This window comes from Paenibacillus sp. BR1-192, from assembly GCF_029542445.1.
In the GTDB taxonomy this organism is placed as follows: Bacteria; Bacillota; Bacilli; order Paenibacillales; family Paenibacillaceae; genus Paenibacillus_AQ; species Paenibacillus_AQ lautus_A.
Map to the genome: position 1 here is coordinate 1,150,363 of NZ_CP120718.1, position 26,778 is coordinate 1,177,140.

The following is a 26,778-nucleotide window of genomic DNA, read 5'->3' on the forward strand; positions in this document are numbered from 1 at the left end:
CTCGCTAAGTAACAATCAGTTCAAAGTATGATGAAACCTCAAAAGGGAGGAACTGTGGCACTGGGCCTAGGTTCCTCCCATTTTATCGTAGAATCAAGTATTCCAGCTATCCAAAGAGAGTTTGGCGAGCCGTTTGCTTGATCTTTTTTCGCAAGCGATAGATTCGCGTTGTGACAGCCGTTTTCGAGAGGTTGTATTTTTGGCTGAGCGCGTGTATGGAAAGGTGATCCTTGAAGTAATCACATAAAATTCCGTTTCCGTGCGGCTGAGCTGCTGCAAGACATGACGAACCATTTTGTTCATGTCCAATGTGCCGATTAAAACCTCGTACAATTCACAACTATTGGCTGTCAGTTGATTGGCTATGCTGTCGCTGATCGCAATTTCGTACTTTCGTCGTCGATAGAGCTTCCGGTAATAAGCGTTCACTTGATTCCTCGCGGTCTTGCACAACCATCCCGCTAGATTAGGATGAGCCTGCAAGGCCGTGATATTCTCTTGCACCTGTACAAAGGTGTTCTGCGCACATTCCTCGGCCATCTCGATAGCCTGTCCCCTCATTAGCCTCTTGCAGTAGTTCAAAACTCGGGTGAAATACTTGCGAAACACATCCACGAAAAACGTTTCATTACTCCTGAGCTTCATCAAATTCGCGTCCTCCTTCTAATTCAGGTACAAAGACAACGACTAATGGAACGGAGCGGCTGGCAAATCCCCTCCGTAATCTAAATTGGTTCCAAAGGCGTTGTTCATTCCTAGATGGAGTGCCTCCTGCGAGCGGACACTCCCGATATATGGTGTCGAATCCCTAATCCCTTCGTCATAGAGCAATAATTTTTTGACGTTTTATGTGATTTTGCGACTATAAAGCGACATTATATATAAGGGAATATTAACCTAATTTAGATTCTTCAACCAATAGTCTTTTAGAACTAAATAATTTAAGTGGAGTATCAGGCTTGAGGTTTCGATCATCCATCATTTGCATCTCGGTTAGCGCCAAGACAACTCGAGACAAGCAATCACAGTGGTGCTGCCTTGCAGGCAGGAGCTGATAGATATGCGATCTCCTCGAACGCACGATCGTTTAGTTACTTTCCGATTTCTTGCTGCCGGTAGTGGGCAGTCTGCTTTCTTGAGTCAATCGGTTATTCGTTGGCCGAAATATGTTGGTGCCGGAACCTCTCAAGCTGGAGGTTCTTTTTGTTTGCCAGAACGTCGAAGGAAGCGATGGGCAAGCAGCAAGGGCTGCCGTTCTCCGCCTCCGGTTTGGTTTATCAAAAAAACCAATCTGGAGGCGGTAATAATGAAGCTAAAAGTCAACCTGCGCGAAATCTATCCCTTCTATCAAACGGATGTTTGGGTGGAGGTAGAAGAAGAGATGGCTCGTGAACTGAGACAGTTTGAATTAGATGAAAACGCATATATTTTAAAGCGATATCGTAATCGTGCCTATTTCTCCCTGAATCGGGAGGATGGTATTGAGCAAGAAGCCTTGTACAATACGGCTTCTCCAGAGGAGCTGCTGTTATATAAGGCTTCCCGTGAAGAATTGTACAAAGCCCTGTGTCAATTGCCGGACAAATGGGTGCAACGCATTTATGCGCTTTATATGTTGGGTATGAGCAAAGTAGCGATCGCGCGATCGGAGCAAATTGATGAAAGTACCGTTCGTAAGTCGATTGAACGGGGACTTCATCGACTAGCACGGTTATTGAAATCGGAGTAGATAAGCTGTGAGGTCGGTAGAAAGAACAGCATTTGAAACATAATAAATAGAACAAAGAGTGCCCGATTTGACCTCCAAAATGAAACGGATAGTAGAAGGACTTTTTTTGCCTACTTGCTACTATCGATTATTTTGAGAGGAGAGTGCCCATGAAGCCTATTCAATTCCTAGACTCCGAACACGCAGCATTCTATTATCGAATGCTGAATGAATGTCAGAACGCCGACGCCTACCATCGCGCATTGTTTTACACGCTGGGTTTATCGAAGGATACCCGCGCGCACATTCACGACGTATTCGATTTTTCCAACGGGGGGATTAAACCGGAGGGCTTGTCCGCCCCGTGGCAAACGGGCAGTTCTGTTCGTACTTGCCGCTTGGCATTTAATCTCTGGAATGGCTGGAGCCAGGCTGGAGCGGAACGATATTCCACTCCGCACGAGCTTTTCGATTGTGGTTTTGCTCCTTACTTTGTTGAAGCAATCCGTCTTCGCTATCCCGAATACTGCAAGGTTCAAATCCCTCCCGTTAAGTTCAAAGCAGAACGCAGCCGGTAGGTAGGGAGGGTAATAGCGGTGAAAAAGCTAAAAACCAAACGTATCGTCAAGTCGATCAAGCAGATTAACAAGCAGGCTCGCGTACTCCAGAGAGGGGTACTTCGAAGGAACAACACCGCCCGCTACAGAGAGCAGGAGCGGCCTCGTTCTACTTCGGAGGAGATACAGGACCGCAATGATGCGAATATGCAGCGAGCAATAGGAAGCATCGTACGTGTATCAATGGTAGCTGCAACCATTATCCGAAAGCGATGGCACCTTGTCGATCAGGCATATCATTCTCATCCAGAAGCCGACCGAGATTCGCGGGCGAGCATGCCTATCCGATTAATGCGGTGGCCAATTAACGGGATGAAACCACGAAACGCAAGGCGGAAATCGCAGCGCTTAACTGGAAAGGCGGTGGGTCAACACCTGCCTGAGAGGCAACCAGCCGGGAAAAAGAGGGTTGGACATGCAACAGCCAGTATCAAAGCGGCCCACAACGTAAAAGTGAAAGGATATGCGCCGCGGCGGATGGCCGCTGCGGCGGCTTCTCCGTTAGCGGAGAAGATGAAACAGAAAGGAACAATTCGCCAGAGGATAGCGCTTAAGATGGTGGATCGCACGATTAAGTCTGTTCATCTCTCCGCATCAGAGGCAGGTCATGCTCGTAAGGAAGCAAAGCATGATGTTCAGCAGAAGCGAATGCTACAGACTGTAACCCAGGCTCGGCATTCGATTCATGCGGCACGAGCAGTCGCTCACATGAATCTTCGTTTGATGAAAATACTCGTTCGAGCCATAGCACTATTGGTGAAGGGAATGGCTGCTCTAATGGGAGTCAGCAGTAGCGTTATTATCCTGCTATGCATCATTATGATCATCGCGGCGCTTCTCTCCTCCCCGTTTGCCATATTCGTGGCAGATGAAAATACAGAACCCGGTACACAGAAGCTATCGTTGATTGTAGAGGAGTTGGATGAACAATTTAAGACTCGATTGGTGCAGGAACGTCAGGCGGCTGGAAATGTAGATCGCGTAGAAATGCATTACGTTGGCAGCGCGGACAACAGCCGTATCGACAACTGGCCGGAGGTATTGGCCGTTTTTTCGGTCAAAACGTCCATGTCCACGGTGGGCATCGACGTGGCAACGATGGATCGCAAGCGGGTAGAACTGTTGCAAACGGTTTATTGGGATATGAATCAGCTCGATTCGCATGTGGAGACGCTGGAGCTTACGGAAATGGTAGTCATTGAGCAGGAGGATGGAAGTACAGAGGAACAACAGGTGACACAATATGAACGTGTCTTGCGTCTATCGATTACAGCCCGAACGGCAGAGCAGCAAGCGGCTTTCTATGATTTTAATTCTGAGCAGACCGATATGATAAACGAATTGTTGTCAGCCGAATTTCGTCCCATGATGCTTGCGCTACTTGGCAAGGACGAGCATGTAGGCTTGTCATCCGGGGAGCTTGAGGCGGTCCGAACAGACTTACCAGCGGGGGTGCTTGGAAGCCAGGCTGTTGATATGGCGTTGACTCGGCTGGGTGATCCTTACAGTCAGCTAAAGGCAGGACAGGGCAACTTTACAGATTGCAGCTATCTCGTTCAGTGGGTGTATCAGCAATTGGAAGTCGGTTTGCCAAGAACGGCGGCAGAGCAGGCGCGTTTTATCGTAGAAATCGGACTGACACTAACTGCTGATGAACTAATGGCTGGCGACCTAATTTTCTGGAGCTACGAGCAAAATGGGCGATTTATGGATATAACGCATGTCGGCATTTATGCCGGTAACGGCATGGTCATTGACGCATCCTCCAGTCGCTTGCAGGTTGTATATCGGAAAGTATTCGACGCCGAACTTCAAGTGATGTATGGCAGGCCATATTTTCAGGGGGAGAAAACCGGAATTTATTAAACGAGGTTTTGTGAAGTGGCCTGTAAACGTATCACAGCCCTGCAGCCCTTCGGTCATTTTACAGATGATCTGTACGGTTTTCATAAAAAACATAATTTTTCGAACCGTTTTTTGACTCGTTTAATATGCCAGAATCCCATGTACCATAATGCTCCGAAAATGCAGGATTACGTGAGGCCACAAGTGGCAATCGGTAGAAACTATACAATAACTACAAAAGCACCATGCACAATCATTATGCGCATTCTAGAGTGATAAATCTCTACGATCGCTTGGCCGAATCAATTGGAGCAGGACCCGACTTACCTGGTGCCAAGTCCTCATTTATCGGATGAGTTTCCCTGGCTATCGACCCTCTCAGGTATCTCATCCACCAAACGCGAGACATCGATCGTGATCACATAATAAGGGTATATTCAGGCTGTATTGAGCGGAATAATGAAGCTTAAAAAAGCTAATATATTTATAGAGCCTCATTAATATATTCGTACTGCTTAAAAGAGGGAAGAGTTTAAAATGATGAAATCCTACAATTAAGAGGTGAAGGTTATGATGACGGGGACAAAAGGGAATACGACCTATTATCGACTTTATATAGACGGACTATGGATGGATTCGGCCTCCGGGCGCTTGACTGAGGTGTTGAACCCGGCCAATGAAGAAGTGATTGGATATGTCAGCGATGCGGACCTGGAGGATGTGCAGAAGGCGCTGCTCTCCTCGGAGAAAGCTCAGCGCTCGTGGAAACTGCTGCCTGCTGTTGAGCGGGCTCGGTATTTGGTCAAGCTGGTGGACCGCATCCAAGAGGAGCGGGAGCATTTCGCCCGGCTGCTTGTGCTTGAGCAAGGCAAGACCTATCGCGAGGCGCTTGGCGAAGTCGACGATACGATGGCTTATTTCATGTACGCGGCGGAATCGGCTACCCGCTTGAAGGGCGATGTGCTGCCGGCTAACCGTCAGGGCGAGATGCTTATGATTCAGAAGGTGCCGTACGGCGTCACTGTAGGGCTGTGCGCCTGGAACTATCCCCTCGCGCTCATTGGCCGCAAGCTGGGCCCGGCGCTGGTGACAGGGAACACGATGATCATTAAGCCGCATGAGCTCACGCCGATTGCGTCTGCCGAGCTGTTCCGTCTCATTGATGAGGTTGGCTTCCCGCCTGGAGTGGCCAATCTCGTTACGGGCACAGGCGTGGAGGTCGGAGGGGCGCTGGTCAGCAGTCCCATTACGAAGCTAGTCACTGTTACGGGCAGCGTTAGAGCGGGACAGGCGATCTACAAGGCGGCGTCGGACAACATTACGGCGTTATCTCTGGAGCTGGGCGGCAAAGCGCCGTTTGTTGTGCTGGAGGACGCTGATGTGGATCAAGCGGTAGAAGCGGCTGTTGGCGCGCGCTTCGCGAACTGCGGGCAGGTGTGCATCTGCAATGAGATGGTGCTTGTGCATGAGAGCATTGCCGATGCATTTACGGAGAAGCTGCTGGAGCGAGTGAAGTCCATTAAGCTAGGCGATCCCTTCGACGAGTCGGTGACGATGGGGCCGAAGGCGAACGGGCGGGATCTGGAGAAGATTGATGCTATCGTGCAGGAGACGGTCCGACAAGGCGCTACTCTGGCTGCCGGCGGCAAACGTCCAACAGGAGACGGGTTCCAGAAGGGCTACTGGTACGAGCCGACGGTACTCACGAATGTTACGCCTGATATGGCTGCAGCACGAGAAGAGATCTTTGGACCGGTCCTGCCGATTGTTCGGATCGGAAGCTTCGAGGAAGCGGTGAGCATCATTAATGCCAGCGAGCTTGGCTTATCGGCTTATCTGTACACCAATGATTATCGCAAGCTGATGCAGGCAATCCAGGTGCTGGAGGTGGGAACGGTATTCCTGAACCAAGGCATGTCAGGCTGCATGCAGGGCCATCACAGCGGCCATAAGCTGAGCGGCATCGGCGGCGAGGATGGCGAATACGGTATTGAGGGCTATCTCCAAAAGCGTACTGTTTACTTGAATTATGCCTAATAGAGGTTAAGAAGCCATATAGGAGCAGCGGGGCTGAAAGGTTAAGCCCTCGCTGCTCTTTCTTGTACAGGCTGGGAGAACGCTTACGATTTTTATAGGATTGCCATGCAAATGCTTAAGATATTTATGCGATTGGCCCAGCATAGTTCGATAGAATGAAGGGGCAGATGAATCGGAAAGGGGTTAACAAGGAATGAAGCGACACAGTTTGATGATTCTGGTCTTCCTCCTCATGATGGGAGCGTTCTCATCGCAGGCGTATGGCATGTCCTCCAAGCACTGGGCGGATGGCACAATACAGGCTTGGGTGCAGGCGGGATATGTTGAGGCGGCATCAGAAGAGGTAAAAAATCCGAATCGCGCGCTCTCTCGCGAGGATGCGGCGAAGCTGATTGGGAGCTCCATCGGCTGGGAAGCCATGGATGCTTCGAGACAGTCGAATGCGGGAGCAGCGGCTTGGGCTGTTCAAGCGTCCCAAGGTAAGTCTATTGATCAGGCCAATAAAGGAGTTACTCGAGAGGAAGCTGTCATTGTCGCTTCTGCATTCATAAGCGATGATGCTGCAGGAAGCGTTGAGCTGGACCGGATTTTCCGGGATATTGCCGGTATGAGCGCTGAAGGGAAGGCGGCGCTTAAGACCGTATATGGTGCTGGAGTGTTCGTAGGCAACGGGAGCAAGCTGCGCCCTCAAGCGAAAATTACGTTCGCAGAGCTGGTGACAGCGCTTGACCGTGTCATCTCGCATCGATATGGATTCCCTTCTCTTGATTTCGAGAATGGTGCAATTCCAGACTTTGTAACGACAGGAGATTCCACGATTGAGGTTGTCCACAACGAGGCAACGGACTCCAAGGCGCTAAAGGTCGTGTACGCCGCTGCGGACTTCCCGACTGTCAAATTCACGGCGACTACGCCTTGGCAATTCGGCAGCGGCAAAGCATTGTCCTTCGAGGTCACGAATCCGACGGACAAGGACATTACCTTCTATCTGCGTATGGATGATGACAAAAGCGCGGACGGCGTGGCGCATTCCACTGTAAGCGCTGCCGTTGCGAAAGCAAACAGTACACAAAAATATTTTCTCAGCATGGGCTCGGAAGCGCTGGATCTCGGGATGCGGTTTCTGCCGCCCAATCCTGCCGGCAGCCAGCTTGGCTACGGCTGGGGAGAGAAGGGGCTGGACAGCAGCCATATCGTGGAATTCCAGCTGTGGCAAATGTATACGAAGCAGGAATCCACTCTCCTATTCGATAACATTGCCGTAATCGGCGATCCCAATACGGATCTCAGCTACATGGACGACCTGGTGGATGGCTATGGCCAATACAGGGGCTTGGACTGGGAGGGCAAGGTACATACCGATGGGGATTTCCTTGCTGACAAGAAGGAAGAGGCTGCTGCGCTCGCCAGCGCCAAGCCGTTGGAAACAAGCAAATATGGCGGTTGGCTGAACGGACCGAAGCTTGAAGCTACCGGGCACTTCCGTGTGGCGAAGCATGAAGGCAAGTGGACGCTGGTGGATCCCGAGGGCTACTTGTTCTTCTCCAATGGTCTTGATATCGTTCGACTGGATGATATGAATACCTGGATCTCAGGCCGGGAAAATATGTTCACGGAGCTCCCCTCCAAGGATGGAGAGCTGGGCGAGCATTACACTTATACATCCATAGTAGGGGCTCCTCCACTGGGGCAAACAGAGGGCTGGCTGTTCAACCATTACCAGGCCAATCTGGAGCGCAAATACGGACAGGACTACGTGAAGGCATGGAAGGACATCTCTGTGGATCGCTTCAAGAGCTGGGGCTTCAGCTCGCTCGGTAACTGGTCGGACCCGGCATTATTCTTCGGGAAGGGCGATGAGCATGGTATCGCTTATGTTGCCAATGGCTGGACGCATTGGGGACAGCATGCCACCATTCCAAGCGGAGGCGGCTGGGCGCCGGTAGCAGATCCATTCGATCCGGCGTTCAAGACAAGCGTGGACGACATGCTGGACGAACAAATATTGGCGTATGGCGTTGAAGATGACAAGTATATGATTGGGGTGTACATCGACAACGAGATCGCTTGGGGCAATCCCGCCAATACGGGAAGCAAGTACGCGCTGATCAGCAACATTATGGCCATGGACAGCTCAGCCAAGAGCAGCTATGCCAAACGCACAATGATTGCCCACCTGAAGTCTGTTTATCAAAACAAAATTGAAAGTCTGAACAGCCAATGGGGCACCAGCTTCGCCTCCTTTGACGCTCTTGGCAAGCCTTATCAGCCGGCAGAGCTGTCCGAGGGCATGCTGCCTGACTATTCGACCATGCTGAGTCTTCTGGCGGATGAGTACTTCCGCATTGTGGATAAAGCGGTGAGCGCGAAGCTTCCCGATACCCTTTATCTGGGCTCGAGATTTGCGGAGTGGGGCACAAGCGAAGAGGTGCAGAAGGCAGCGGCGAAGTATGTGGACGTCATCAGCTTCAATGTGTATAAAGAGGATGTGGAAGGCGAAAACTGGATGCATCTTGAGGAGCTCGATATGCCGGCGATTATCGGTGAATTTGCTTTCGCTTCGGATGACAGAGGCATGTTCGGAACGGGACCAAACGCGGATACGTCGGCTGTGGATCAAGAGAATCGCGGCGAGAAGTATGTTCATTATATGGAGACTGTACTGAACAATCCTTATTTTGTCGGTGCGCATTGGTTCCAATATGTGGATCAGCCGCTGCTTGGACGCGCATGGGACGGGGAAAATTACAACCTAGGTTTTGTGGATGTAGCCGATGTGCCTTACGAGGAAATGGTTAGCGCTGCAAAGGATGTGCATGCGAGAGCATATGACATCCGGTTTCTTGGCAAGGGCACGGGTACAGGAGGCGGCCAGCCAGGCAAGGAGTGGCTGATGTCCTTTGAGTCGAACGAGGATTTGTCCATCGTTACAGCCTACAAAACAGCTGTTGTTCATTATGGAGCCGCTGGCGCAACGGATGGCAAACGGGCGATGAAGGTTAGCGTAGGTACGCTAGACGCGGATTACTCCGGAGTGGAGATTAAGCCGGCAGCCCCATGGCAGCTGGGGAGCAAGCCGCTCGTGGTCGCCGATGTGACCAATCCCAATGGGCTGCCGATCCAGCTTCGCGCGAATGTAACGGATAAGAAGGGCGCGCTTCGTACCTATTATTTTGCCATTGGGGCCAAGGAATCCCGCACGATTTCGATAGCCCAGTTCAAGGCATCCGACCCTGTATGGGGGGAGCAAGAGGGCTTCTGGGGAGCGGAAGCGACGGGGCTCGACGCTTCGGGAATCGCCTCCATTCATCTGTATCTGTGGGAGGATGCGCCGGAGAGCGGAGATTCGTTCGTGATCGATAACCTTCGCTTGTCACAGAAGTAGGCTGTCCCGCTGGTTTGAGCACTTTGTTTCCAATTGGAAACGGGTGCTCTTTTCCACTTTGTATCTCATCCCTTACAATAAGAGGACGTGATACTGGGAAGGAGAGGTGGAGCATTGCGGATCTTGTATGCTATAAGCCGATACATCGGCAAGTCTCTGTATCGCAAAATATTATTGTCTTATTTGATTATAATCGCTTTAATTGTATTCGTGCTCCTGTTCGACTTCTATTTCCGAACGGCTAATGACTTGCGAGCACAGGCAGTAGATAGTCACCTTCGCCTGACGCAGCAATCCGCTTCCACGCTGAACGCGAATATGACGAACGTCAAAAGCTTTGCCTGGAACTACTTTGGAGACTTCGACTTTCATCAGTTTGTGCGCGGTATGGGCACAGATCCAGAGGGACAAAGCTCCTACCGAGGCAAAATATCCAATTTTGTATACAATCATCCCATTGTTTCAAATGTGGTGATCTCGCAGCTTGACGGCTTCGCTATGCGGGTAGGCGGTCTGGTATCCACCCTGATTGCCCCGAGTGAAATGCAGCGCTTGACGGATGTCGCGATTGAAGCCAATGGCAAAGGCTTGTGGCTGCCTACGGATATGTACAATCCCAGCGCGTCAGGACAGCAGGTCGGTTACACGTTGTCGTACGTCCAAGCGATTAGACAAATTACCTTGACATCGCCAGGTCCCATTATTGGTGTGATGTATTTTACGCTGTCATCGGAATCGCTGGAGCAGTGGCTGGCGGAAAGCGAGGGGAGCCGAGAGGGCAGAACCTATCTGGTGGAAAAGGCTTCTGGCACCGTCGTGTATTCCAGGAATGCTGGTGAGCGGGGAAAGCGTATCTTGACAGCCGAAGAGCTGCTGATGGTTGGCAGCCAGAGCAAAGGCCACTATTACCGTTCCAGCTCAGGAGAAAACCAATTGATCGCATATGACAGTCTGGGGCATACGGGCTGGCTTGTCGTTACGGAGGTGCCTACTCGGGTGCTGACGGAGTCTGCCGACAATTTCACGAAGCGGACGATCTGGATTGGCGTGTTCACCCTGCTGTTCTCCATGCTGCTGGCGGGATTTATATCGTCCCGAACCATTACGCCGCTTAAGCTGCTCAGCAAAGGCATGAAAGCGATTGAGAAGGGCAATTATTCCGTCGTGCTTCCCGCGCGTACGGAGGATGAGATCGGGTATCTGAGCAAATCCTTCAATCGTATGACCAGGGAGATCAACCGTCTGATCAGCAAGGTATATGAATCGGAAATAGTGAAAAAAAATGCGGAAATCAAATCGCTGCAATCGCAGATTAATCCTCATTTCCTGTACAACACCTTAGGCATTATCGATAGTATCTCCTCGCTGCACGGGGACGATCGAGTATCTCTGATCAGCCGCTCGCTGGCCAAGATGTTCCGTTATAATATAAGCGGCAATGATGTGTCCAAGCTGGATGCGGAATTTCAGCAAATCAGGCTGTATTTGTCCATTCAGAAAATCCGGTTCGACAGCAGGCTGGACTATACCATTTATTTGGAGCCGGGTCTGGAGCGGGTGCCCATCCCTAAGCTTCTGTTCCAGCCGCTAGTGGAGAACAGTGTCAATCATGGGATCAGCCACAGCATCGATGGCGGTATCGTTCGTATTGAAGCGATTTCTCTGGACCAGGACGAGCTGCAGGTGAAAATATGGAATAATGGATTGGTCATTGATGAGGAGCGTCAGCAGTGGCTGCGGGAGCTGCTGCAGCTGGAGGATGCTCCTGCAGGGCTTGAGCAACAACAAGCTTCTATTGGCCTTCACAATGTGCAATCCCGCATCCGCATGTTATATGGTCCGGAATGCGGCATTACGTTCAGCAGCGACGAGCAATATGGGACAACCTTTTCCATTACGATCAAGACCTATTTGCCCGACCAGGAGGTTTAAACGATATGAGAATTATGGTGTTGGATGACGAGCCCATTATTCGACAAGGCATCATCCATAAGATTCGTCTGACCGGTCTGCCTGTAGAGGTCGTAGCGGAAGCGGGGGACGGGCTCAAGGGGCTGGAGCTGATGAAGACAGCCAAGCCGGACCTGATTGTAACGGATATTCATATGCCTGGCATGAACGGACTGACATTTATCCGACACGCGTTGGAGCTGGATGCCCGGGTTAAGCTGATCATTGTCACCGGCTATGATCAATTTGATTACGCCAGGCAAGCGATCAAATACGGAGTCAGCAATTATCTGGTGAAGCCGCTGGAGGACGATGAGCTGTATGCTACGCTGATGGAGCTATTGGAGCGCAGAGAGGCGGAGCAGCAGACGGATCAGATGATTCAGGAGCTGAAGTGCGTGGCTGAAACAAGCCAGGAGGCTTCCCGTCAGCAGGCGCTTACCCAATTCCTGCAGGAAGAGGACTTCGCGGAGGCCAGCAGCGAGCTGAATGAGCTTGCGAAAAATGGAGCTGCCTTTACGGCGGTTGTCCTCCAATTGGAGCCGTTCAAGGTGCCTCATGGCTCCTTTGGTCCAGGTGAGGAGGAGCTGCTCTGGTTCGCAATCAAAAATATTGTAACGGAGCGCTTCCTGTCCAATGCTATCAGGGGCATCCTTGTGCATCATTCGCTGAGGCGCTTCGAGCTGGTGTACGTGCTTGGACTTCAGAAGGGGCAGGACAGCGCGGGAGTGACCTATATGCTGGAAGCGATTTCGTTCGGCATTCGGAAGTATCTGAAGCTGGGAGTCACGATAGGCGTAGGGCCTTATCAGCCACAATGGCGAAGGTGCAGGAGAGTTACCGGGAAGCGAAGCAGATCGCCAGGAACGCGATCCTTCATGGAGGGAATCGGATCTATCAGGCCCAGGGCGCAGCGAATGGGGACCAAGAGGCGCAACGGAAGTCCTTTATCGGCCAAGAGGATGTCAAGCTTCTGGAGGATTGGCTGGGCAAGTGGGAGAAGGACAAGGTTCACAAGTGGATCGAGCGGCGGCTTGGCGCCATTGTGCAGGAGCCCGCCTCCAGCTATGTGATGGTGGAATGGTTCTGCGTGGATTTGTATCTATTCCTCAACAAATATTGGATCAACCATGCCACGGATTCACAGTGGGCGATCGGCGAGCTGACAGATTTGCAGCGAGAGCTGCAGCAAGCAACAGCATGGCATGAGATCGTCGAGCAGATGAAGCGGCTCGTTACGAATATGATTGGCTTATTGTCCAAATCCAATAATATTGAAGGAAAAGAAATTATGGAGGCGGTTAGGCTCTACTTGGAGCGCCATTACGCAGAGCCTATCCAGCTGGCGATGATTGCGGAACGGTTCTTTATTCATCCCAATTACTTCTCCAAGCGCTTTAAGGAGAAATACGGGGAATCCTTTGTCGATTTCTTGAATGGGCTTCGGATGAAGGAGGCGGCTCGGCTGCTGGTGGAGACCGATTTGAAGATACGCGATATCAGCGAGAGGGTCGGCTTCGACGATGCGGCTTATTTCGGAAGCGTATTCCGCAAGCGCTTTGGCGCAACGCCAGGCCAATATAGGGATAAGGGCGCTCCGCATGCATAGAAAGGAGGGGGATAAAGATGGTTGCAGGTATTGTGACAAGAGCGACATTAGCGGCGGTCGCTGTCCTTTGGTTCATACTGTCTCTGACCGCGTGCTCCGGGAATAACCATCTGAAGCTGGAAGACGGCTTGACGGACCCTGTTGTCGAAATTGTTGTCTGGGACAAGCCATTCGCGGGCTCGGCGGAGAAGCCATATTACGATCGGATGTTTCAGGAATTCGAGCAGACCTATCCCCATATCCGGGTCATTCATATGGAGGCGGCCTTCCAGAAGGAGCGCGAGCAGTTTATGACAGCAGTCGCGGGGGGCGAGCAGCCGGATTTGTATAATGCCGCGTTTCCCGATATGGAGTCGTACATCGATCAGGGCATACCTGCCGATATTACAGAGATGTGGGCGCAATATCCGGACAGCGCACACTATTCCTCCATTGCTATGGCAACAACGGAGAAGGATGGACGAATCTATGGCATTCCTAACTTCATGTATGTGACAGCCTTGGCGTATAACAAACGGATTTTTGAGGAGAATGGCATCAACCCGGAGGAAGCTTTCCTGAATTGGGACTCCTTCGCAGCGGCGGCGGAGCAAGTGACCGACCGCTCCAGCAATCAATATGGCTATACCATTCTGGGAACCGAGTGGGCGGATTGGTTCTATGAATATTATGTGTGGCAAGCTGGAGGCGATCTTACCAGCAAGAATCCTGATGGAACCGTGCAGCTGACCTTTAATTCCAATGCCGCGGTTCAGGCGCTGAGCTATTACCAGGATTTGAAGTTCCGCTATGGCGTGACGCAGCCCAACACGCTGCAAAGTCTGGATGACAACAAAAAAGACTTTTACGCTGGACGCGCCGCAACGATGATTGCAGCCTCCAACTGGTTCGGTGAAATGCTGGAATCGGGGGTTGATATGGATGATATCGGAGTGACGACGTTTCCGAAGGGTCCCGCTGGCGTGTCATTTGCGCAGGTGGGCGGAGGTATCTGGATCCTGAACCCGAACGCGTCGGAAGAGAAGCAGCAGGCAGCCTTCACCTACGCGACCTTCATGACCTCCAAATACGCGTTGGAGGAGATGCTTCGATTCCAGAAGGAGCAAGGCATGCTGCCCAATCTGTTGTCAGTGCGGGAGGACGTTGATCCCATCGCTTACGCGGAAGGGATGCCGGAGGAGCTTGTCCGCAGTATTCAGCGGGCGGCCGAGGAGAGCCGGCTTGAATATTTCCTGAAGTCCCGTCTAAGCCCTTATGTCTCTGCTGCGGTTCAGGAGGTTCTGCTGAATGAAAACACAAAGCCATATGATGCCCCTCACCCGAGCGCAGGAGAAAGCTCAGCGCGAGGTCATTGACGCTTATAATATGGAGTTCGACTAATCCAGGCGAGCGGACAGCCTTCCAAGGCTTCCGCTCGTTTCTGTATGTATGGTTAAGATTTTCGTATGAACCGCTTAATATATTCTTACAGCTCACGCCCCCATTCCTTCTACAATAAGAAGTGTAAAGCAAAGCAAAGCAAAGTTTAAGCACATCACTCGAATGGGGGAACTATCAGTGAAAAAGAAAGCAAAGCTAATGGCTGTTCTGGCCCTGACTCTTGTTGTATCGCTGTTCATGGCAGCATGCTCCGGCAACAACGGCGGCGGCAATAATGGAAGCGGCAACGGAGACGATGCCGCGTCAGCACCGCCTGCTACGGATGAACTGGTTGAGATTGTATCATGGGACATGCCGCAGGACGGCGACCCGGCTAAGCCATATTGGGAGCAGGTGTTCAAGGATTTCGCCGAGAAGTATCCCAATATCAAGGTTGAACACGTCATGCAGACGCTGACCAAAGAAAGAGAGCAGTTCATGACAGCCGTTGTAGGCGGCGAGCAGCCGGATCTGTACGCAAATGCGTTCCCGGATATGGAATCCTACATCGACCAAGGCATTGCGGCTGATATTACGGAGCTGTGGAACAACTACGCGGAGAAGGATATGTTCCTGCCATCCGCTACACAGGCAGCTACAAGAGACGGCAAAATTTACGGCATTCCGAACTTCATGTATGTAACGGGACTGGCTTACAACAAACAAATGTTTGCTGACGCGGGCCTGGATGAAAAAGAAGCCTTGAAGGACTGGGAGTCCTTTGGAGAAGCGGCGCAGAAGCTGACGGACGCCTCCAAAAATCAATATGGCTACGCTCTGCTGGGTATGGATTGGGCGGACTGGTTCTTCGAATATTATGTATGGCAAGCCGGCGGCGACCTGACCGAGCAGCAGGAAGATGGAAGCGCTAAGCTGACCTTCACATCTGAGCCTGCCGTAAAGGCGCTTCAATACTACCAAGATCTGAAATTCAAGTATAAAGCGACACAAAAAAATGTGGTACAAAGCCTGGATGAGAATACCAATGACTTCTATCAAGGACGCGCAGCTTCGATGATTGCGGCATCCAACTGGTTCGGCGGTATGGTATCCTCGGGCATGGATATTGAAAATATTGGCTTCTCCGTACTGCCTCCGGGCCCTGGCGGCACGTCCCCAGCACAGGTGGGCGGCGCGGTGTGGATCTTTAATCCGAAGGCAACACCAGAGAAGCAGCAAGCGGCGTTCACGTACGCAACGTACCTGATGTCCAAGGAAGTACAGGATGGGTTGCTTCAGTACCAGATGGATAACGGTATCTTCCCGAACCTGTTGAATGTAAGAAGCGACGTGGATGCGTCTCAATTTGTGGAAGGCATGCCTCAAGAGCTGATCGAGAATGTGCAGGCAGCAGCTGGCGAAGGCCGTCTGGAGTACTTCCTGAAAGCACGTCTGAGCCCTTATGTGGTCAAAGCTGTTCAAGAGGTGCTCCTGGATGAGAAGGCGGATCCAATGGCGGTTATGCAGAAGGCGCAAGATCTGGCACAGCGTGAAGTCGTAGACAAATACAATCAAGAAGTTAAAAAATAATAGCCATTGGGATTCCCCCGGCCGGGGGAATCCCGATAGCCGTTCCTGGGGTGAGGGAGACATATGTTGCGTAAATTAAACATTCGCTGGGTGCCGGTTTTGTTTTTGTTGCCTTCTGTAATTTGTTATGTGATGTTTAAGTATTATCCATTAATGAATATGGCCTATATTAGTTTTTTTGACTATAGCATCGTTAATCCGCCTGGTAAATTCATCGGCTTCGCCAATTATACGGAATTTTTGAAATCAACTACGTTCTGGCAAGCGATTTCGAATACGTTTATATTCTTTGGTCTATATTTGGTCCTTACATTCTGGATTCCCATTGTTCAAGCTTTGTTCCTGTATGATATTCGACGGGGCAATGCTTTCTTCCGTTTCATGTATCAATTGCCAACCATCATGCCTCTTGTAGGCGGGGTGCTCGTATGGAAATGGATGTATAACCCGGATTTTGGCTTGCTGAACTACTGGCTTGGTTTTATAGGATTAGGTCCATACCTGTGGCTCAATGACGCCACGATGACGAAGCTTGCAATCGTTCTGCCTGCCGTATTCGCCGGCAACGGAATAGCACTGCTGTTGTATTATTCCGCACTGAAGTCCATACCAACGGAAATATTGGAGGCGGCGAAGATGGATGGAGCAGGTCCATGGAGAAGGATGTGGACGATGCTTCTGCCCAATATCAAATTTATTATTGTCATTCAATTTGTGGCTTTCATGTCAAGCGTCCTGCTTGCTTATGACCATATTTACATTATGACGCAAGGCGGACCAGCAGGCAGCACAACGGTCGTGTCCATGCTTGTTGTCAACTCAGCCTTCCAGCAATCTCGATTCGGCATATCCGGTGCGGTATCCGTATTTATGTTTATCGTCATTGCGTTACTGACCATCATTCAGAATAAAATTTCCGCAGAAAAGGATTGATCATATGGAACGCACTCGCATAAGGGAAAAAGGGGGAAGATCGCTAAAGATTACGGCCTATGTGGTGACAATATCGTTCGTAATCTTTGCGTTAATCCCTATTCTGTGGATGTTCGCCTCCTCGCTCAAGACGGAGAAGGATATTAACTCCTATCCACCCAAGTGGCTGCCGACGATTCCCCAATCCATTCAAGTGACAATTGATTACACAGGAATGGATGAGACTGATCCGGCATTCTACGAGAAGGACGCCATGAGAGCGATGTGGTATCCGTGGATGAAAAATATCCGCGAGAGCATTGGCGATGTGACCATCACAGGCGTGAAGGACGGTCGTAAGCTCTATACAGCAGAGACCGTCTCCTCTATGTTCTTTGTCGGACAGCCTAAGGTTGTGCCAACCACGATCTTCAATGACAAGATGATGGATAAGAAGCTGCCTATCATCCAGGAGAACAAGCTGTCCAAGTTCGAATGGGAGGGTGACAGCGGGAAGAGTATAGCGGTAACGCCGTCTATTGCGGAGTCCGATCTGTCCAGCCGCTTCTCTGCCTTCTATCAATCCAATGAATTAATAAAGGGTCAAGTTGTTGCCATTAGCGAACAATCCAACTGGGTTCGTGTATTCAGCAGCTATATGGCGCTCAACAAAATCGCGGAGGATACGGCCGGGGCGCTGGGCTTCGCCCAATATTTCTTGAACAGTGCTATTATTACAGTGGCGAGCGTCCTTGTGCAGATGGTGCTTGGCGGACTTGCGGGATATACGCTGGCGCATCTCATCGAGAGTAAGAAATGGAAGTTTTTCTGGATCATATTTTTCCTGGCTACAATCATGATTCCTGATATTTCCTTATTGCTGCCGATGTATCTGCTCATGAAGGACTTGGGTCTCGTTAATTCCTTACTCGCCGTAATTTTGCCGCATACCGCCTGGGGGATTATCATCTTCCTATTCAAGGGCTTCTTCGACCAAGTGTCCAAGGAGCTGCTGCAGGCGGCCAGGGTTGATGGCGCTACCGAGCTTAGAACGTTCCTGCAGATCGTGACGCCGCTCTCTATTCCAATCTTTACTACTGTCGGCGTCATGACCTTCATTCCGGTATGGAATGAGTTTCTATGGCCGCTTGTCGTCAACAGCTCGCCGAAATATTGGACGTTTACCGTTGCGCTCAATGACCTGCAGAATCAGCCAAGCGTGCTGCAGAATATGCTGATGGCCAGCGCATTTGTATCCATGATCCCGCTGCTGCTGATCTTCCTCTTCTCACAGAAGTATATCGAGAAGGGTGTGGCATTCTCAGGTGTGAAGGGTTAAGCAGCTTCAGAACAAGGAGGCGAATTGCCGATATGATTGGGAAGGTTGCGATTGTGACGGGCGCAGCAGGAGGTATTGGCAGAGGCATCGTCGAAGTGCTGCTTCGCGAGGGCTGCCGCGTCGCTATGTTGGACTGGAACGAGGATGCCGGCCAAGCGGCCATGTCGGAGCTGACTGCCGCCGGCGGTGAAGCGCTGTTCATACGTACAGATGTAGCCAAGGAGGAGGAGCTGCAGGGGGCTGTGGAGCAGGCCGTCTCCCGATTCGGAGATGTGCACCTACTGGTTAATAATGTAGGGACTCATTATTACAGGCCGGTGGAGCAGATGCCATCGGAGGAATTGGACCGTGTGCTGCGTACGGACTTGAAGGGGCAGTTCCTCCTGATTCAACAGGTGCTGCCCCATATGAAGCGGAATCAGTCCGGCGCTATTATTAATATTGCCTCCGTACATGCCCATGTTACGCTTCCGGGCTTCAGCTCCTATGCAGCGATCAAGGGCGGAGTTACGGCGATGTCGAGAAGTCTTGCGCTGGAGCTGGCGCCCTTCGGCATCCGGATCAACTGTGTGCTGCCTGGTTTAACGCGGAACATAGGCATGGACCGCTACCTGAGCAGCATTGCCTCTGATGAACGCAAGACGAGAGAAGCCGAGCTGACCCGCAATATCCCATTGGGGAGAATGGCGGAGCCTGTCGAGATCGGCGAGCTGGTCGCTTTTCTTGCAAGCGACAAGGCAGCCTATATGACGGGCTCCTCGCTGGTGATCGACGGCGGGGTTTCGGTCCGGCTGCATAATGATTATTGACCGCGTGAACAAGACGCTTCAGCGCTGAAAGCTGGAGTGTCTTATTTTTCCATTCAAAGTTTATATATAAAATTATATTTGACATAAAAAACGAAGGGGGTATAATTGAAGTAATCGAAAGCAAAGGGGAATGCGGGATGCGGATAACAAACATTCAAGTGCACGTCATGAAATCGCTGCTGGAGGAACCTTTTTATTTCTCTCAAGGCTGGGTGAAGCAGCGTTCTTCGGTGCTGGTGGAGATCGAGACGGATGCCGGTATTACAGGATGGGGAGAGTGCCTGTGCCATGGGCTCCAGCCGCCGGAGATTGCTGCCGCCTTTATTAGACACGCGTTTGCGCCACTTCTAATAGGAAGAGATCCTCATGACACGGATGTGCTCTGGGAGGAAATGTACAATCTGTCGCGTCCTTACGGCCAAGGCGGCGCGGCGGTGAATGCTATAAGCGGCATTGATATCGCATTGTGGGACATTAAGGGCAAAAGCTGCGGCCTTCCCGTCAGCAAGCTGCTCGGCGGCACGTTCCGCACGCAGGTTATGCCGTATGCGACCGGCTTCTACCGGACGGCGAAGGGCAGCTACCCCGCGGATGGCGTAGCAGAGGCGTTGCAGCATAAGGCGAATGGTCTTCGCGCCATGAAGCTTAAGATCGGCTTCGGCATAGACGAGGATCTGGTCTTGATCACCTCCGTCCGGGAAGCGGTGGGACCGGAAATGCGGCTCATGGCGGATGCCAATGGCGCCTATAACACGGGACTGGCAAGAAGGCTGCTGCTGGAGTCGGAGTCGTCTAAGCTGTATTTTATGGAAGAGCTGCTGGCTCCTGAGGATATTGACGGCTACAAAGCGATCCGCCATCTTACAGGAACATTGATTGCCTCCGGTGAGAATCTGTTCGGCAAGATGGGCTACCGTCACTGGATTGCGCAAGGCGCGCTTGACATTGTGCAGCCGGACCTCTGCTCCTCGGGAGGCTTCACGGAATGCAAGAAGATTGCGACGCTCGCGCAAGCCTGGAATACGATGATGGTTCCGCATGTATGGGGCTCGGGAGTTGGCCTTGCCGCCTCCCTCCAATTCATTGCGTCATTGACGCCGACCCCGCTGGGCCTCTTCCCTGAGGAGCCTATGCTGGAATACGACCAATCGTCCCATCCATTCCGCGCGGATCTGATTGGTCATGCCATTACGATGAAGGATGGTATGGTGGCGATTCCGGATGGACCTGGTATTGGTGTGGAGATTAATCGCGACATTATTGAAAAATATGCGGTGACTGCTTGAAGCGGGCAGGCGAATTCTTGCGCGCTGTTGAGGGGGACTAGGTTTGAAAGTAATCGTTATTGACTGCGGAACAACCAACTGCAGAATGAGGCTGCTTGATGGGGATAGGCTATTGGCTAGTGTTACAAAACAAACGGGGGCGGGCAACTCAGCGCAATTAGGTAACAACTCTAGCTTGAAGCGGGCGCTGAAGGAGAGCTACGAAGAGCTAGCTGCCGCTGAACCGGTGGCTATGCGGGAGGTTTATGACATTGTCGCATCCGGTATGATAACCTCCAGCGCAGGGCTGATGGAGATTGAGCATCTGATGGGACCAATCAATCTAATTGATCTGACCGGCTCGATCAGGCGCCATCTGTTTCCGGAGTTATTCCCTCAGCCTGTTCTGTTCGTACCTGGTGTGAAATTTATAGGAGCTGCATTGGCGAATCACGATATGATACGAGGCGAGGAGACCGAGCTGTTTGGTTTTTTGGAGGTACTAACATCAGGGAATGAGGTTAATAAAGAACGATTGTTCATGCATTATGGCTCTCACCACAAATGGATCAGAACCAGAGAGCGCTCCATCATAAGCAGCAGCACGTCGATCTCAGGCGAACTAATGATGGCTGTCATGAACCATACGCTGCTAAGAGACAATACACTCCATCTAGAAGATGTGGTTCCGGATCCGGATTGGGTACGGAAAGGGGTAGAGGCGGTAAAGCAATATGGAGCGGGCCGCGCCCTTTTCCAAGTTCGAACGCTTAATGTGTTGGACAAGCAAGATAAACAAGCGTCAACAAGCTTCTTCCTCGGAGTCATTGCTGGCCAGGACTTAGCTATGCTGACGGAAGAGTTGCTGTACGGTGTCGAAGAAATCGTCTTATATGGACGAAACTTGTTTCCTTCCATCGTTGTTCCTATTCTGAAGGACTTTTACCCGAGTATTGCCATTCGGGTTGTTCCGGAGGAAGAGTCTGGCTGGTTAAGCGTCTACGGAGCGGCGAGCCTATACAGACAATATAAAGAGGAGATGAAGGGATGTTAACCGTACAGCAGCAGATTAATAGAAGCAAGATCGTAGCGATTCTTCGCAATGTACCGCTCGACCGTTTGCCGAGAGTCATGGAGGCTCTCTATGAGGGCGGTATTCGAGTGGCCGAAATTACGCTGAATTCGGATGGCGCCCTTGACGGTATTCGGGTAATGAGGAAAATGTACGAGGGGAAAATGTCGATTGGCGCCGGGACAGTTATTACCGCTCTGGACGTGGAACGCGCGACGGATGCAGGGGCCGAATTTCTAATCTCGCCCCACACGGATGAAAGAGTGATTGAGGCGGCGTTATCCCGCTCCAGCGTCCCAATCCCCGGAGCGCTTACGCCGACGGAGGTTGTGCGTGCTGTAACGGCGGGAGCGCCGTACGTGAAGCTGTTCCCTTGCACGACCTTTGGCCCGAGCTATGTGAAGGAGCTGTTAGCGCCCTTGAATCATGTCAAATTCATGGCGGTCGGCGGCATAACAGCCAAGCTGGCGGCGGCTTATATACAGGCTGGTGCGATTGCGGTCGGAGCCGGAAGCGGTCTGGTCTCCCATGCCGATGTTATGGCGCATAACTATGCCGCGATAACGTCCAATGCGCGTGAGCTTGTAAGGCATATTGAAGGCTGACCTGTATCAATGGTAGGATGAATAGATAAGCTTATGGAGGAATCGTTCCGGCGATTCCTCTTTTGGTTGGAATGGAACAAGAGGAGGCGTTGCTGATTATGCAGCATACCGTCAAATTCCGAACGGATCGTGTGCCCGCCGTGGACAATATTGGCTTGTTCAGGACAACCGCATTGTGGGCCCATATGGACCGCGTTCTGCCTCATGACGTGTTGATTGTTGTCAGGGAAGGACTTGTCCATATTATTGAAGATGGCACGGAATATCATATTTCGCCCGGCGAGGTTTTCCTGATGAAGCGGGGCGTGCGCCACTATGGCTTGCCGCAAACGCTGCCAGGCTCCGAATGGTATTGGATTACGTTCGGCGCTCCGGAGACGGAGGAGCATGATCACCAGATGGCAGAGACGGAGACAGAAGCAGAGGCAGAGATTGCGGATGCTAAGGGAATGAGCCTGCTGAGGGGCCAATTGCCCCAAACCATTGAGCTGAAACGTCTCAAGGTGAGCGACTTTCAGGGCATCTGCGTCAGAATGAATAAGCTCTTGCATCACTATGCGATGGGAACGGCTTACGACCGGCTGAAGCTTAATGTGGGTACTCTTGACTTGCTGCTGGATTTGCACCGGGATGTGACGGACTCCAGCGGGAAACGCCATAAGCTGTATGATGATGTGAAAGCCTTCGTTCAGCGGCATCTGCACGAGGATATTCGGTCGGAGCAGCTGGCAGAGTCCCTGCAGCTGAACTATTCCTATATGAGCAGAGTGTTCTCCAGAGAAGCGGGCATGTCGATCCGGCGCTTCATTATGGAGGCGAAGGTGAAGGAGGCGATCCGGCTGTTCAGTGAAAGCCGGCTTAATATTTCGCAGATCAGCGAGAAGCTGGGCTACAACAATCCGTATTATTTTACCCGAATATTCAAGCAGGTGACCGGCTACAGCCCTACGGATTATCTCAAGAAGGGGTATTATGACAAGGGCAGCTTTCAATAAATCGGGCCTTGAACGAGAGGACTCGCCCAAGGCCGGCAGGATCAAGCGTATTAGATCAGCGGCAGCCAGACGGACATATCGGTCTGACCACGATTGTTCCATGCGTAATAAGGCACAAGCCTTACATCGATTTCTGCCATGTCTAATGCTTCAAATGGCTTATAGAGGGTGTCGGAATGGTCCTCCTGCGGGATCTTCAGCGCCGTGCCATGCAAGGTTGTGACGCCGCCCAGCAGCTCATGATCGTAACGGGCCTCGAACCGCGTAGAGAGCGGAATTCGAATCTGATCAATGGCCATGCCTTCAGGGAGATCAATGCTCTCCAGACAGTAGACGAACGGACCGTACATGAAGGCAACCTGGCCGCGAGCCTCTTCGACCATTGGGTTGGCCGCAATACGTTTCACGCGCATAGGCAGCACCAGCTCGATCTGATCGTTGGCTTGCCATTTGCGCTTCAGCTCGAAGTAAGTGCCTGCCGCTGGTTGAGCCTGTTCTTCCCCGTTGATTCTGACCGTTGCGCCGTCAGCCCATTGCGGGATCCGAAGATGAATGGAGGTCTCCGCATTCAGCGAGCTGTTGATTGTCATCAATACCGTCTCTTCAGCAGGGAAGCTGGATTTCATCGTCAGGCTGAGCGTCTCGCCTGAGGACAGCACGGTATTCAATTCATTGCCGCTGTACAGATGAATATACAGGCCGTCACTGGATTGACCGTATGCCCATTGATTTAATCTTGCCAGCGTGCGAAGCACCTGAGGCGGGCAGCAGTAGCATGTATGCGTGAACCATCTCTCGGTTCTGAAATGCTGCGTTTGCGCCGAGTGGTGGTTGAAGAGCTTGCCGTTTCTGGTCTCCAGCGGATTGGTATAACAGAAGTGGTGGCCGTCCAGGGTCATGGAGCCCAGCAGGCTGTTGTACACAACCTTCTCGAACACGTCCATATACTTGGGATCCTGAGTCAGGCTGAACATGCGCATCGACCACATCGCATTGCCGATATTGGCGCAGGTCTCCGTATAAGCGGAGCGGTTAGGCAGATGGTAGTCGGTGCCGAACGCTTCCCAGATCTTGTCGCCATTCGGGGACAAGCCGTTGTAGATGGAGCCGATGCCGCCCGTCAGGTACATTTTTTTGGTATACATATTGTCCCAAATTTTCTCAAGCGCATGCATCACAGTCTCTTCGCCCGTGTGGGAGTAGACGTCTGCAGCGCCAGCATACAGGTATACAGCCGTTACAGCATGTCCCGTTGCTTCCGTCTCTTCACGCAGCGGTGTACGGTCCTGGTTCTGATCCTCGCCTCCGTAGCCGGCGCCTCTCATCGTCATGAAGATATCGGCCAGCTTCAGGTAGGTCTCGTTGCCTGTGATGCGATGCAGATCAACAAGGCCCATAATATTGGAAGGGTTCCAGCCGTAATGGATGAGATGCTTCGGACAAGGATTGAAGGTTTCGTTCAGGTAATCTGCCGCTTTGATCGCGACTTCCAGGAAGTTGGTTTTGCCGGTTGCGGTGTGGTGCACGCATGCCGCGGTTAACAGATGTCCGAAGTTATAGTCCTCATGATAGATGCGCTGACCCCAGCGCTTCTTGTGGCTAAGCTGAATGTTGGTGCTGATGTAGCCGTCTGGATCCTGCGCCTTGGCGATAAAGCCAATGTACTTGTCCATCTTCTGGTCAAGCGCAGCGTCCTTGTTGATGGCATACACATGCGCGCAAGCCTCCAGAAATTTATAGCAATCGCCGTCGGACCAGTCCTCTCCGTAATGGCGGTCCGTCTTGAGTCCAGCAGCTACCTCGAAGTTGGGCATATAGGTGCCGTTTTCTTTGACATGAATGGCCTTCTCCATAGAATCAATCATTTCTTCATGGCAGAGGTGGAAGCGATCCGCCCAGAAGCCTGTTGTCCACTTGGCGTCGGTCATATTTAATGGCTTTACTTTTCTCATATCCTGTTCCACGGTATACCCTCCAGTTAAGTCTGAATTGTCCTGCTGCCTTTATTTTAACGAGTTCCGGATATGGACAGCCATGCACTATACCATACAAAAGTAGTACCTTTTTTACCACTTACTGCTCCACATTAACCGGCTGCTGCCTCTTGCACTGGGTAAGCCCCTTCTGTCCTTGAATGGCATGGGCGACCTTCGTCCAATTATTGGTTTGGTCCAATATAAACTTATACACCGTGTTCATATTCGCCTGCTCCAGTCCCCGATAATCCGCGAGCGGCCCCAGGCCTTCCTTCCAGCTCCGCAGCTTGCTCAGCAGACCTTCCTTGATCTCAATGTATGCGGGATCGTCGAACAGATTGTTCTGCTCGTAGGGGTCCCGCTGCAGATCATACAATTCCCCTTCAACCAGCGGCTGGTCGAAGAAGGCGGAATACTTCAAATAATGATCGCCGTACAGCTTGTCGTGAATATTCTCCTGCTCGGGGTAATGCGTCAGCTTCCACCTCGCATCTCGGATCATAAGGGCAGGCTCGGTATGAATAGACCCGCAATAATAGAGGCTGTGCGCTTCCGTGCGATGAATCGCCTTCTCGCCCCGGCATACCGGCAGCAGGCTCATGCCTTGCACGCCTTCGGGAATTGGAATGTGTGCCGCATCCAGTACCGTTGGCATAATATCGATAATTTCGGCAAAGCTCTGATGGCGCATGCCGCCGTTGTGGCCGCCAGGCAGCTTCACCAGAAGCGGAATCCGGACCACCGGCTCATACATATGACCCCATTTCTCAATAAAGCCATGCTCTCCCATCATGGCGCCATGATCCGAGGTAAAGATAATAAGCGAGTTGTCGTAAAGCTCCAGCTCCTTCAGCTTGGCAATCACCTTGCCGATCCGATCGTCGACATGAGTGACGAGGCCATAATAGCTGGACATGCTTTTGCGGTAATCCTCCGCATCCAGCTTGTCGAAGCCGCGAACCTTGTGGAAGTAGCGTTGGGTAATCGGTTTGTCCGCCAGCGTTCGGCCGGCATTGTCGGGCAGCGGCAGCTCCGCCGGATCGTACATATCCGCGTAAGGCTGAGTTGGCATATATGGCGTATGGGGATCCAGAAGAGATAAATAATGAAAGATAGGATGATCCGAATGAGGCACGTCCTGAATTCGATCGATGTAAGCCTCCGTTAGCCGGGAACAGGAGGTTTGATCGGGAGGAGTAGGGCTTTTGCCATGAATAACCAGAGGGATGTCGCCTTCATTTTTTTTGAAGGAGGACTTGCGGCGCATCTCGGGCTCCTTGATTCCAAGGAAGCTGGTATAGGGATCGGGGGAGCCGTTCATAAATTCATCGAAGCCGCATTGCTCCGGTGTCCGGTGTACATGCAGCTTGCCATACATCGTTGTTGTATAGCCGTGCTCGCGAAGCAGCTCGGGCAGCGGCAGCTCGTCTTCAACCATACGCATGGCATTGTCTAGGATGCCATGGCTAAGCGGATTGCGTCCGGTCATGAGACTGGCTCTGGCGGGCACGCACATCGGGCAGTTTGTATAGGCTTGCTCGAAGATGACGGAATCCTGCGCAAGCTCATCCAGGTGAGGGGTTCTCACGATTGAATTGCCCATAAATCCCAGGCTGTCAGCTCTAAGCTCGTCGCACATCAGAAAAAACACATGGGGACGATTGGCGGATGCCATTAGATATCACTCCTTGTAAGGTATTACTTG

The 26,778-nt window shown here is 51.6% G+C and carries 20 protein-coding genes; 17 read left to right on the forward strand and 3 right to left on the reverse strand.

From position 1 onward, the window contains the following. Window positions 1–93 precede the first annotated feature (93 nt). The gene (locus P0X86_RS05010) at window positions 94–645 is read right to left on the reverse strand and encodes an RNA polymerase sigma factor (protein WP_277748994.1); all 552 of its coding nucleotides are present in this window, start codon (window positions 643–645) and stop codon (window positions 94–96) included. 415 nt (window positions 646–1,060) lie between these two features. Here P0X86_RS05010 and P0X86_RS05015 point away from each other — a divergent pair, with 415 nt between their 5' ends. The 17 genes from P0X86_RS05015 (at window position 1,061) to P0X86_RS05095 (ending at window position 23,097) form a co-directional block, all read left to right on the forward strand. Continuing rightward, window positions 1,061–1,729, forward strand: a complete 669-nt coding sequence (locus P0X86_RS05015) for an RNA polymerase sigma factor (RefSeq protein WP_277747942.1) — start codon at window positions 1,061–1,063, stop codon at window positions 1,727–1,729. Window positions 1,730–1,878: 149 nt separating this feature from the next. After that, a complete protein-coding gene (locus P0X86_RS05020) occupies window positions 1,879–2,286 on the forward strand; it encodes a DUF6075 family protein (protein WP_277747943.1) in 408 nt (135 codons plus the stop codon). An 18-nt stretch (window positions 2,287–2,304) separates the two neighbouring features. Beyond that, on the forward strand, window positions 2,305–4,191 hold the full coding sequence (locus P0X86_RS05025) for a C40 family peptidase (RefSeq protein ID WP_277747944.1): 1,887 nt from the start codon (window positions 2,305–2,307) through the stop codon (window positions 4,189–4,191). A 549-nt stretch (window positions 4,192–4,740) separates the two neighbouring features. Next, window positions 4,741–6,207 carry an aldehyde dehydrogenase family protein gene (locus P0X86_RS05030; RefSeq protein WP_087569028.1) on the forward strand — a complete coding sequence of 489 codons (1,467 nt, stop codon included), beginning with the start codon at window positions 4,741–4,743 and terminating at the stop codon, window positions 6,205–6,207. Between the two features lie 193 nt (window positions 6,208–6,400). Further along, window positions 6,401–9,592, forward strand: a complete 3,192-nt coding sequence (locus P0X86_RS05035) for an S-layer homology domain-containing protein (RefSeq protein ID WP_277747945.1) — start codon at window positions 6,401–6,403, stop codon at window positions 9,590–9,592. 114 nt (window positions 9,593–9,706) lie between these two features. After that, window positions 9,707–11,524, forward strand: a complete 1,818-nt coding sequence (locus P0X86_RS05040; RefSeq protein ID WP_277747946.1) for a cache domain-containing sensor histidine kinase — start codon at window positions 9,707–9,709, stop codon at window positions 11,522–11,524. A 5-nt stretch (window positions 11,525–11,529) separates the two neighbouring features. Next, window positions 11,530–12,615 carry a response regulator gene (locus tag P0X86_RS05045; RefSeq protein ID WP_277747947.1) on the forward strand — a complete coding sequence of 362 codons (1,086 nt, stop codon included), beginning with the start codon at window positions 11,530–11,532 and terminating at the stop codon, window positions 12,613–12,615. Next, the gene (locus P0X86_RS05050) at window positions 12,615–13,151 is read left to right on the forward strand and encodes a helix-turn-helix transcriptional regulator (protein ID WP_277748995.1); all 537 of its coding nucleotides are present in this window, start codon (window positions 12,615–12,617) and stop codon (window positions 13,149–13,151) included. Before P0X86_RS05045 ends, P0X86_RS05050 begins: the two co-directional genes overlap by 1 nt. 17 nt (window positions 13,152–13,168) lie before the next feature. Next, window positions 13,169–14,506: an extracellular solute-binding protein gene (locus P0X86_RS05055; RefSeq protein WP_277747948.1), complete on the forward strand. Its 1,338-nt coding sequence runs from the start codon at window positions 13,169–13,171 to the stop codon at window positions 14,504–14,506. A 202-nt stretch (window positions 14,507–14,708) separates the two neighbouring features. Then, on the forward strand, window positions 14,709–16,100 hold the full coding sequence (locus P0X86_RS05060; RefSeq protein WP_277747949.1) for an extracellular solute-binding protein: 1,392 nt from the start codon (window positions 14,709–14,711) through the stop codon (window positions 16,098–16,100). 63 nt (window positions 16,101–16,163) lie between these two features. Then, window positions 16,164–17,033: a carbohydrate ABC transporter permease gene (locus P0X86_RS05065; protein WP_153783666.1), complete on the forward strand. Its 870-nt coding sequence runs from the start codon at window positions 16,164–16,166 to the stop codon at window positions 17,031–17,033. A 4-nt stretch (window positions 17,034–17,037) separates the two neighbouring features. After that, window positions 17,038–18,351 (forward strand): carbohydrate ABC transporter permease, encoded by a 1,314-nt coding sequence (locus P0X86_RS05070; RefSeq protein WP_277747950.1) that lies wholly within the window; start codon window positions 17,038–17,040, stop codon window positions 18,349–18,351. Between the two features lie 32 nt (window positions 18,352–18,383). Further along, the gene (locus P0X86_RS05075; RefSeq protein ID WP_153783664.1) at window positions 18,384–19,160 is read left to right on the forward strand and encodes an SDR family NAD(P)-dependent oxidoreductase; all 777 of its coding nucleotides are present in this window, start codon (window positions 18,384–18,386) and stop codon (window positions 19,158–19,160) included. Window positions 19,161–19,297: 137 nt separating this feature from the next. After that, window positions 19,298–20,446 (forward strand): mandelate racemase/muconate lactonizing enzyme family protein, encoded by a 1,149-nt coding sequence (locus tag P0X86_RS05080; RefSeq protein WP_277747951.1) that lies wholly within the window; start codon window positions 19,298–19,300, stop codon window positions 20,444–20,446. Between the two features lie 43 nt (window positions 20,447–20,489). Next, a complete protein-coding gene (locus tag P0X86_RS05085; RefSeq protein ID WP_277747952.1) occupies window positions 20,490–21,479 on the forward strand; it encodes a 2-dehydro-3-deoxygalactonokinase in 990 nt (329 codons plus the stop codon). Then, on the forward strand, window positions 21,473–22,102 hold the full coding sequence (locus tag P0X86_RS05090) for a bifunctional 4-hydroxy-2-oxoglutarate aldolase/2-dehydro-3-deoxy-phosphogluconate aldolase (protein WP_277747953.1): 630 nt from the start codon (window positions 21,473–21,475) through the stop codon (window positions 22,100–22,102). The genes P0X86_RS05085 and P0X86_RS05090 overlap by 7 nt, the downstream gene beginning before the upstream one ends. Window positions 22,103–22,200: 98 nt before the next feature. Beyond that, entirely contained in the window at window positions 22,201–23,097 is an 897-nt protein-coding gene (locus P0X86_RS05095; protein ID WP_194843361.1) for an AraC family transcriptional regulator, read from the forward strand. A gap of 50 nt (window positions 23,098–23,147) precedes the next feature. Here P0X86_RS05095 and P0X86_RS05100 read toward each other — a convergent pair whose 3' ends face one another. Together P0X86_RS05100 and P0X86_RS05105 are read right to left on the reverse strand one after the other, a co-directional pair. Beyond that, on the reverse strand, window positions 23,148–25,061 hold the full coding sequence (locus tag P0X86_RS05100; RefSeq protein WP_153783659.1) for a glycoside hydrolase family 127 protein: 1,914 nt from the start codon (window positions 25,059–25,061) through the stop codon (window positions 23,148–23,150). A gap of 109 nt (window positions 25,062–25,170) precedes the next feature. Next, a complete protein-coding gene (locus P0X86_RS05105; RefSeq protein WP_277747954.1) occupies window positions 25,171–26,748 on the reverse strand; it encodes a sulfatase family protein in 1,578 nt (525 codons plus the stop codon). Between the last annotated feature and the right edge of the window lie 30 nt (window positions 26,749–26,778).

What these genes read in the sequence shown, in the direction of transcription:
- P0X86_RS05010 (WP_277748994.1), bottom strand. Translation starts at nt 645, where the DNA reads ATGAAGCTCAGGAGTAATGAAACGTTTTTCGTGGATGTGTTTCGCAAG.
- P0X86_RS05015 (WP_277747942.1), top strand. Translation starts at nt 1,061, where the DNA reads ATGCGATCTCCTCGAACGCACGATCGTTTAGTTACTTTCCGATTTCTT.
- P0X86_RS05020 (WP_277747943.1), top strand. Translation starts at nt 1,879, where the DNA reads ATGAAGCCTATTCAATTCCTAGACTCCGAACACGCAGCATTCTATTAT.
- P0X86_RS05030 (WP_087569028.1), top strand. Translation starts at nt 4,741, where the DNA reads ATGATGACGGGGACAAAAGGGAATACGACCTATTATCGACTTTATATA.
- P0X86_RS05035 (WP_277747945.1), top strand. Translation starts at nt 6,401, where the DNA reads ATGAAGCGACACAGTTTGATGATTCTGGTCTTCCTCCTCATGATGGGA.
- P0X86_RS05045 (WP_277747947.1), top strand. Translation starts at nt 11,530, where the DNA reads ATGAGAATTATGGTGTTGGATGACGAGCCCATTATTCGACAAGGCATC.
- P0X86_RS05050 (WP_277748995.1), top strand. Translation starts at nt 12,615, where the DNA reads ATGGTGGAATGGTTCTGCGTGGATTTGTATCTATTCCTCAACAAATAT.
- P0X86_RS05055 (WP_277747948.1), top strand. Translation starts at nt 13,169, where the DNA reads ATGGTTGCAGGTATTGTGACAAGAGCGACATTAGCGGCGGTCGCTGTC.
- P0X86_RS05065 (WP_153783666.1), top strand. Translation starts at nt 16,164, where the DNA reads ATGTTGCGTAAATTAAACATTCGCTGGGTGCCGGTTTTGTTTTTGTTG.
- P0X86_RS05070 (WP_277747950.1), top strand. Translation starts at nt 17,038, where the DNA reads ATGGAACGCACTCGCATAAGGGAAAAAGGGGGAAGATCGCTAAAGATT.
- P0X86_RS05075 (WP_153783664.1), top strand. Translation starts at nt 18,384, where the DNA reads ATGATTGGGAAGGTTGCGATTGTGACGGGCGCAGCAGGAGGTATTGGC.
- P0X86_RS05080 (WP_277747951.1), top strand. Translation starts at nt 19,298, where the DNA reads ATGCGGATAACAAACATTCAAGTGCACGTCATGAAATCGCTGCTGGAG.
- P0X86_RS05090 (WP_277747953.1), top strand. Translation starts at nt 21,473, where the DNA reads ATGTTAACCGTACAGCAGCAGATTAATAGAAGCAAGATCGTAGCGATT.
- P0X86_RS05095 (WP_194843361.1), top strand. Translation starts at nt 22,201, where the DNA reads ATGCAGCATACCGTCAAATTCCGAACGGATCGTGTGCCCGCCGTGGAC.
- P0X86_RS05105 (WP_277747954.1), bottom strand. Translation starts at nt 26,748, where the DNA reads ATGGCATCCGCCAATCGTCCCCATGTGTTTTTTCTGATGTGCGACGAG.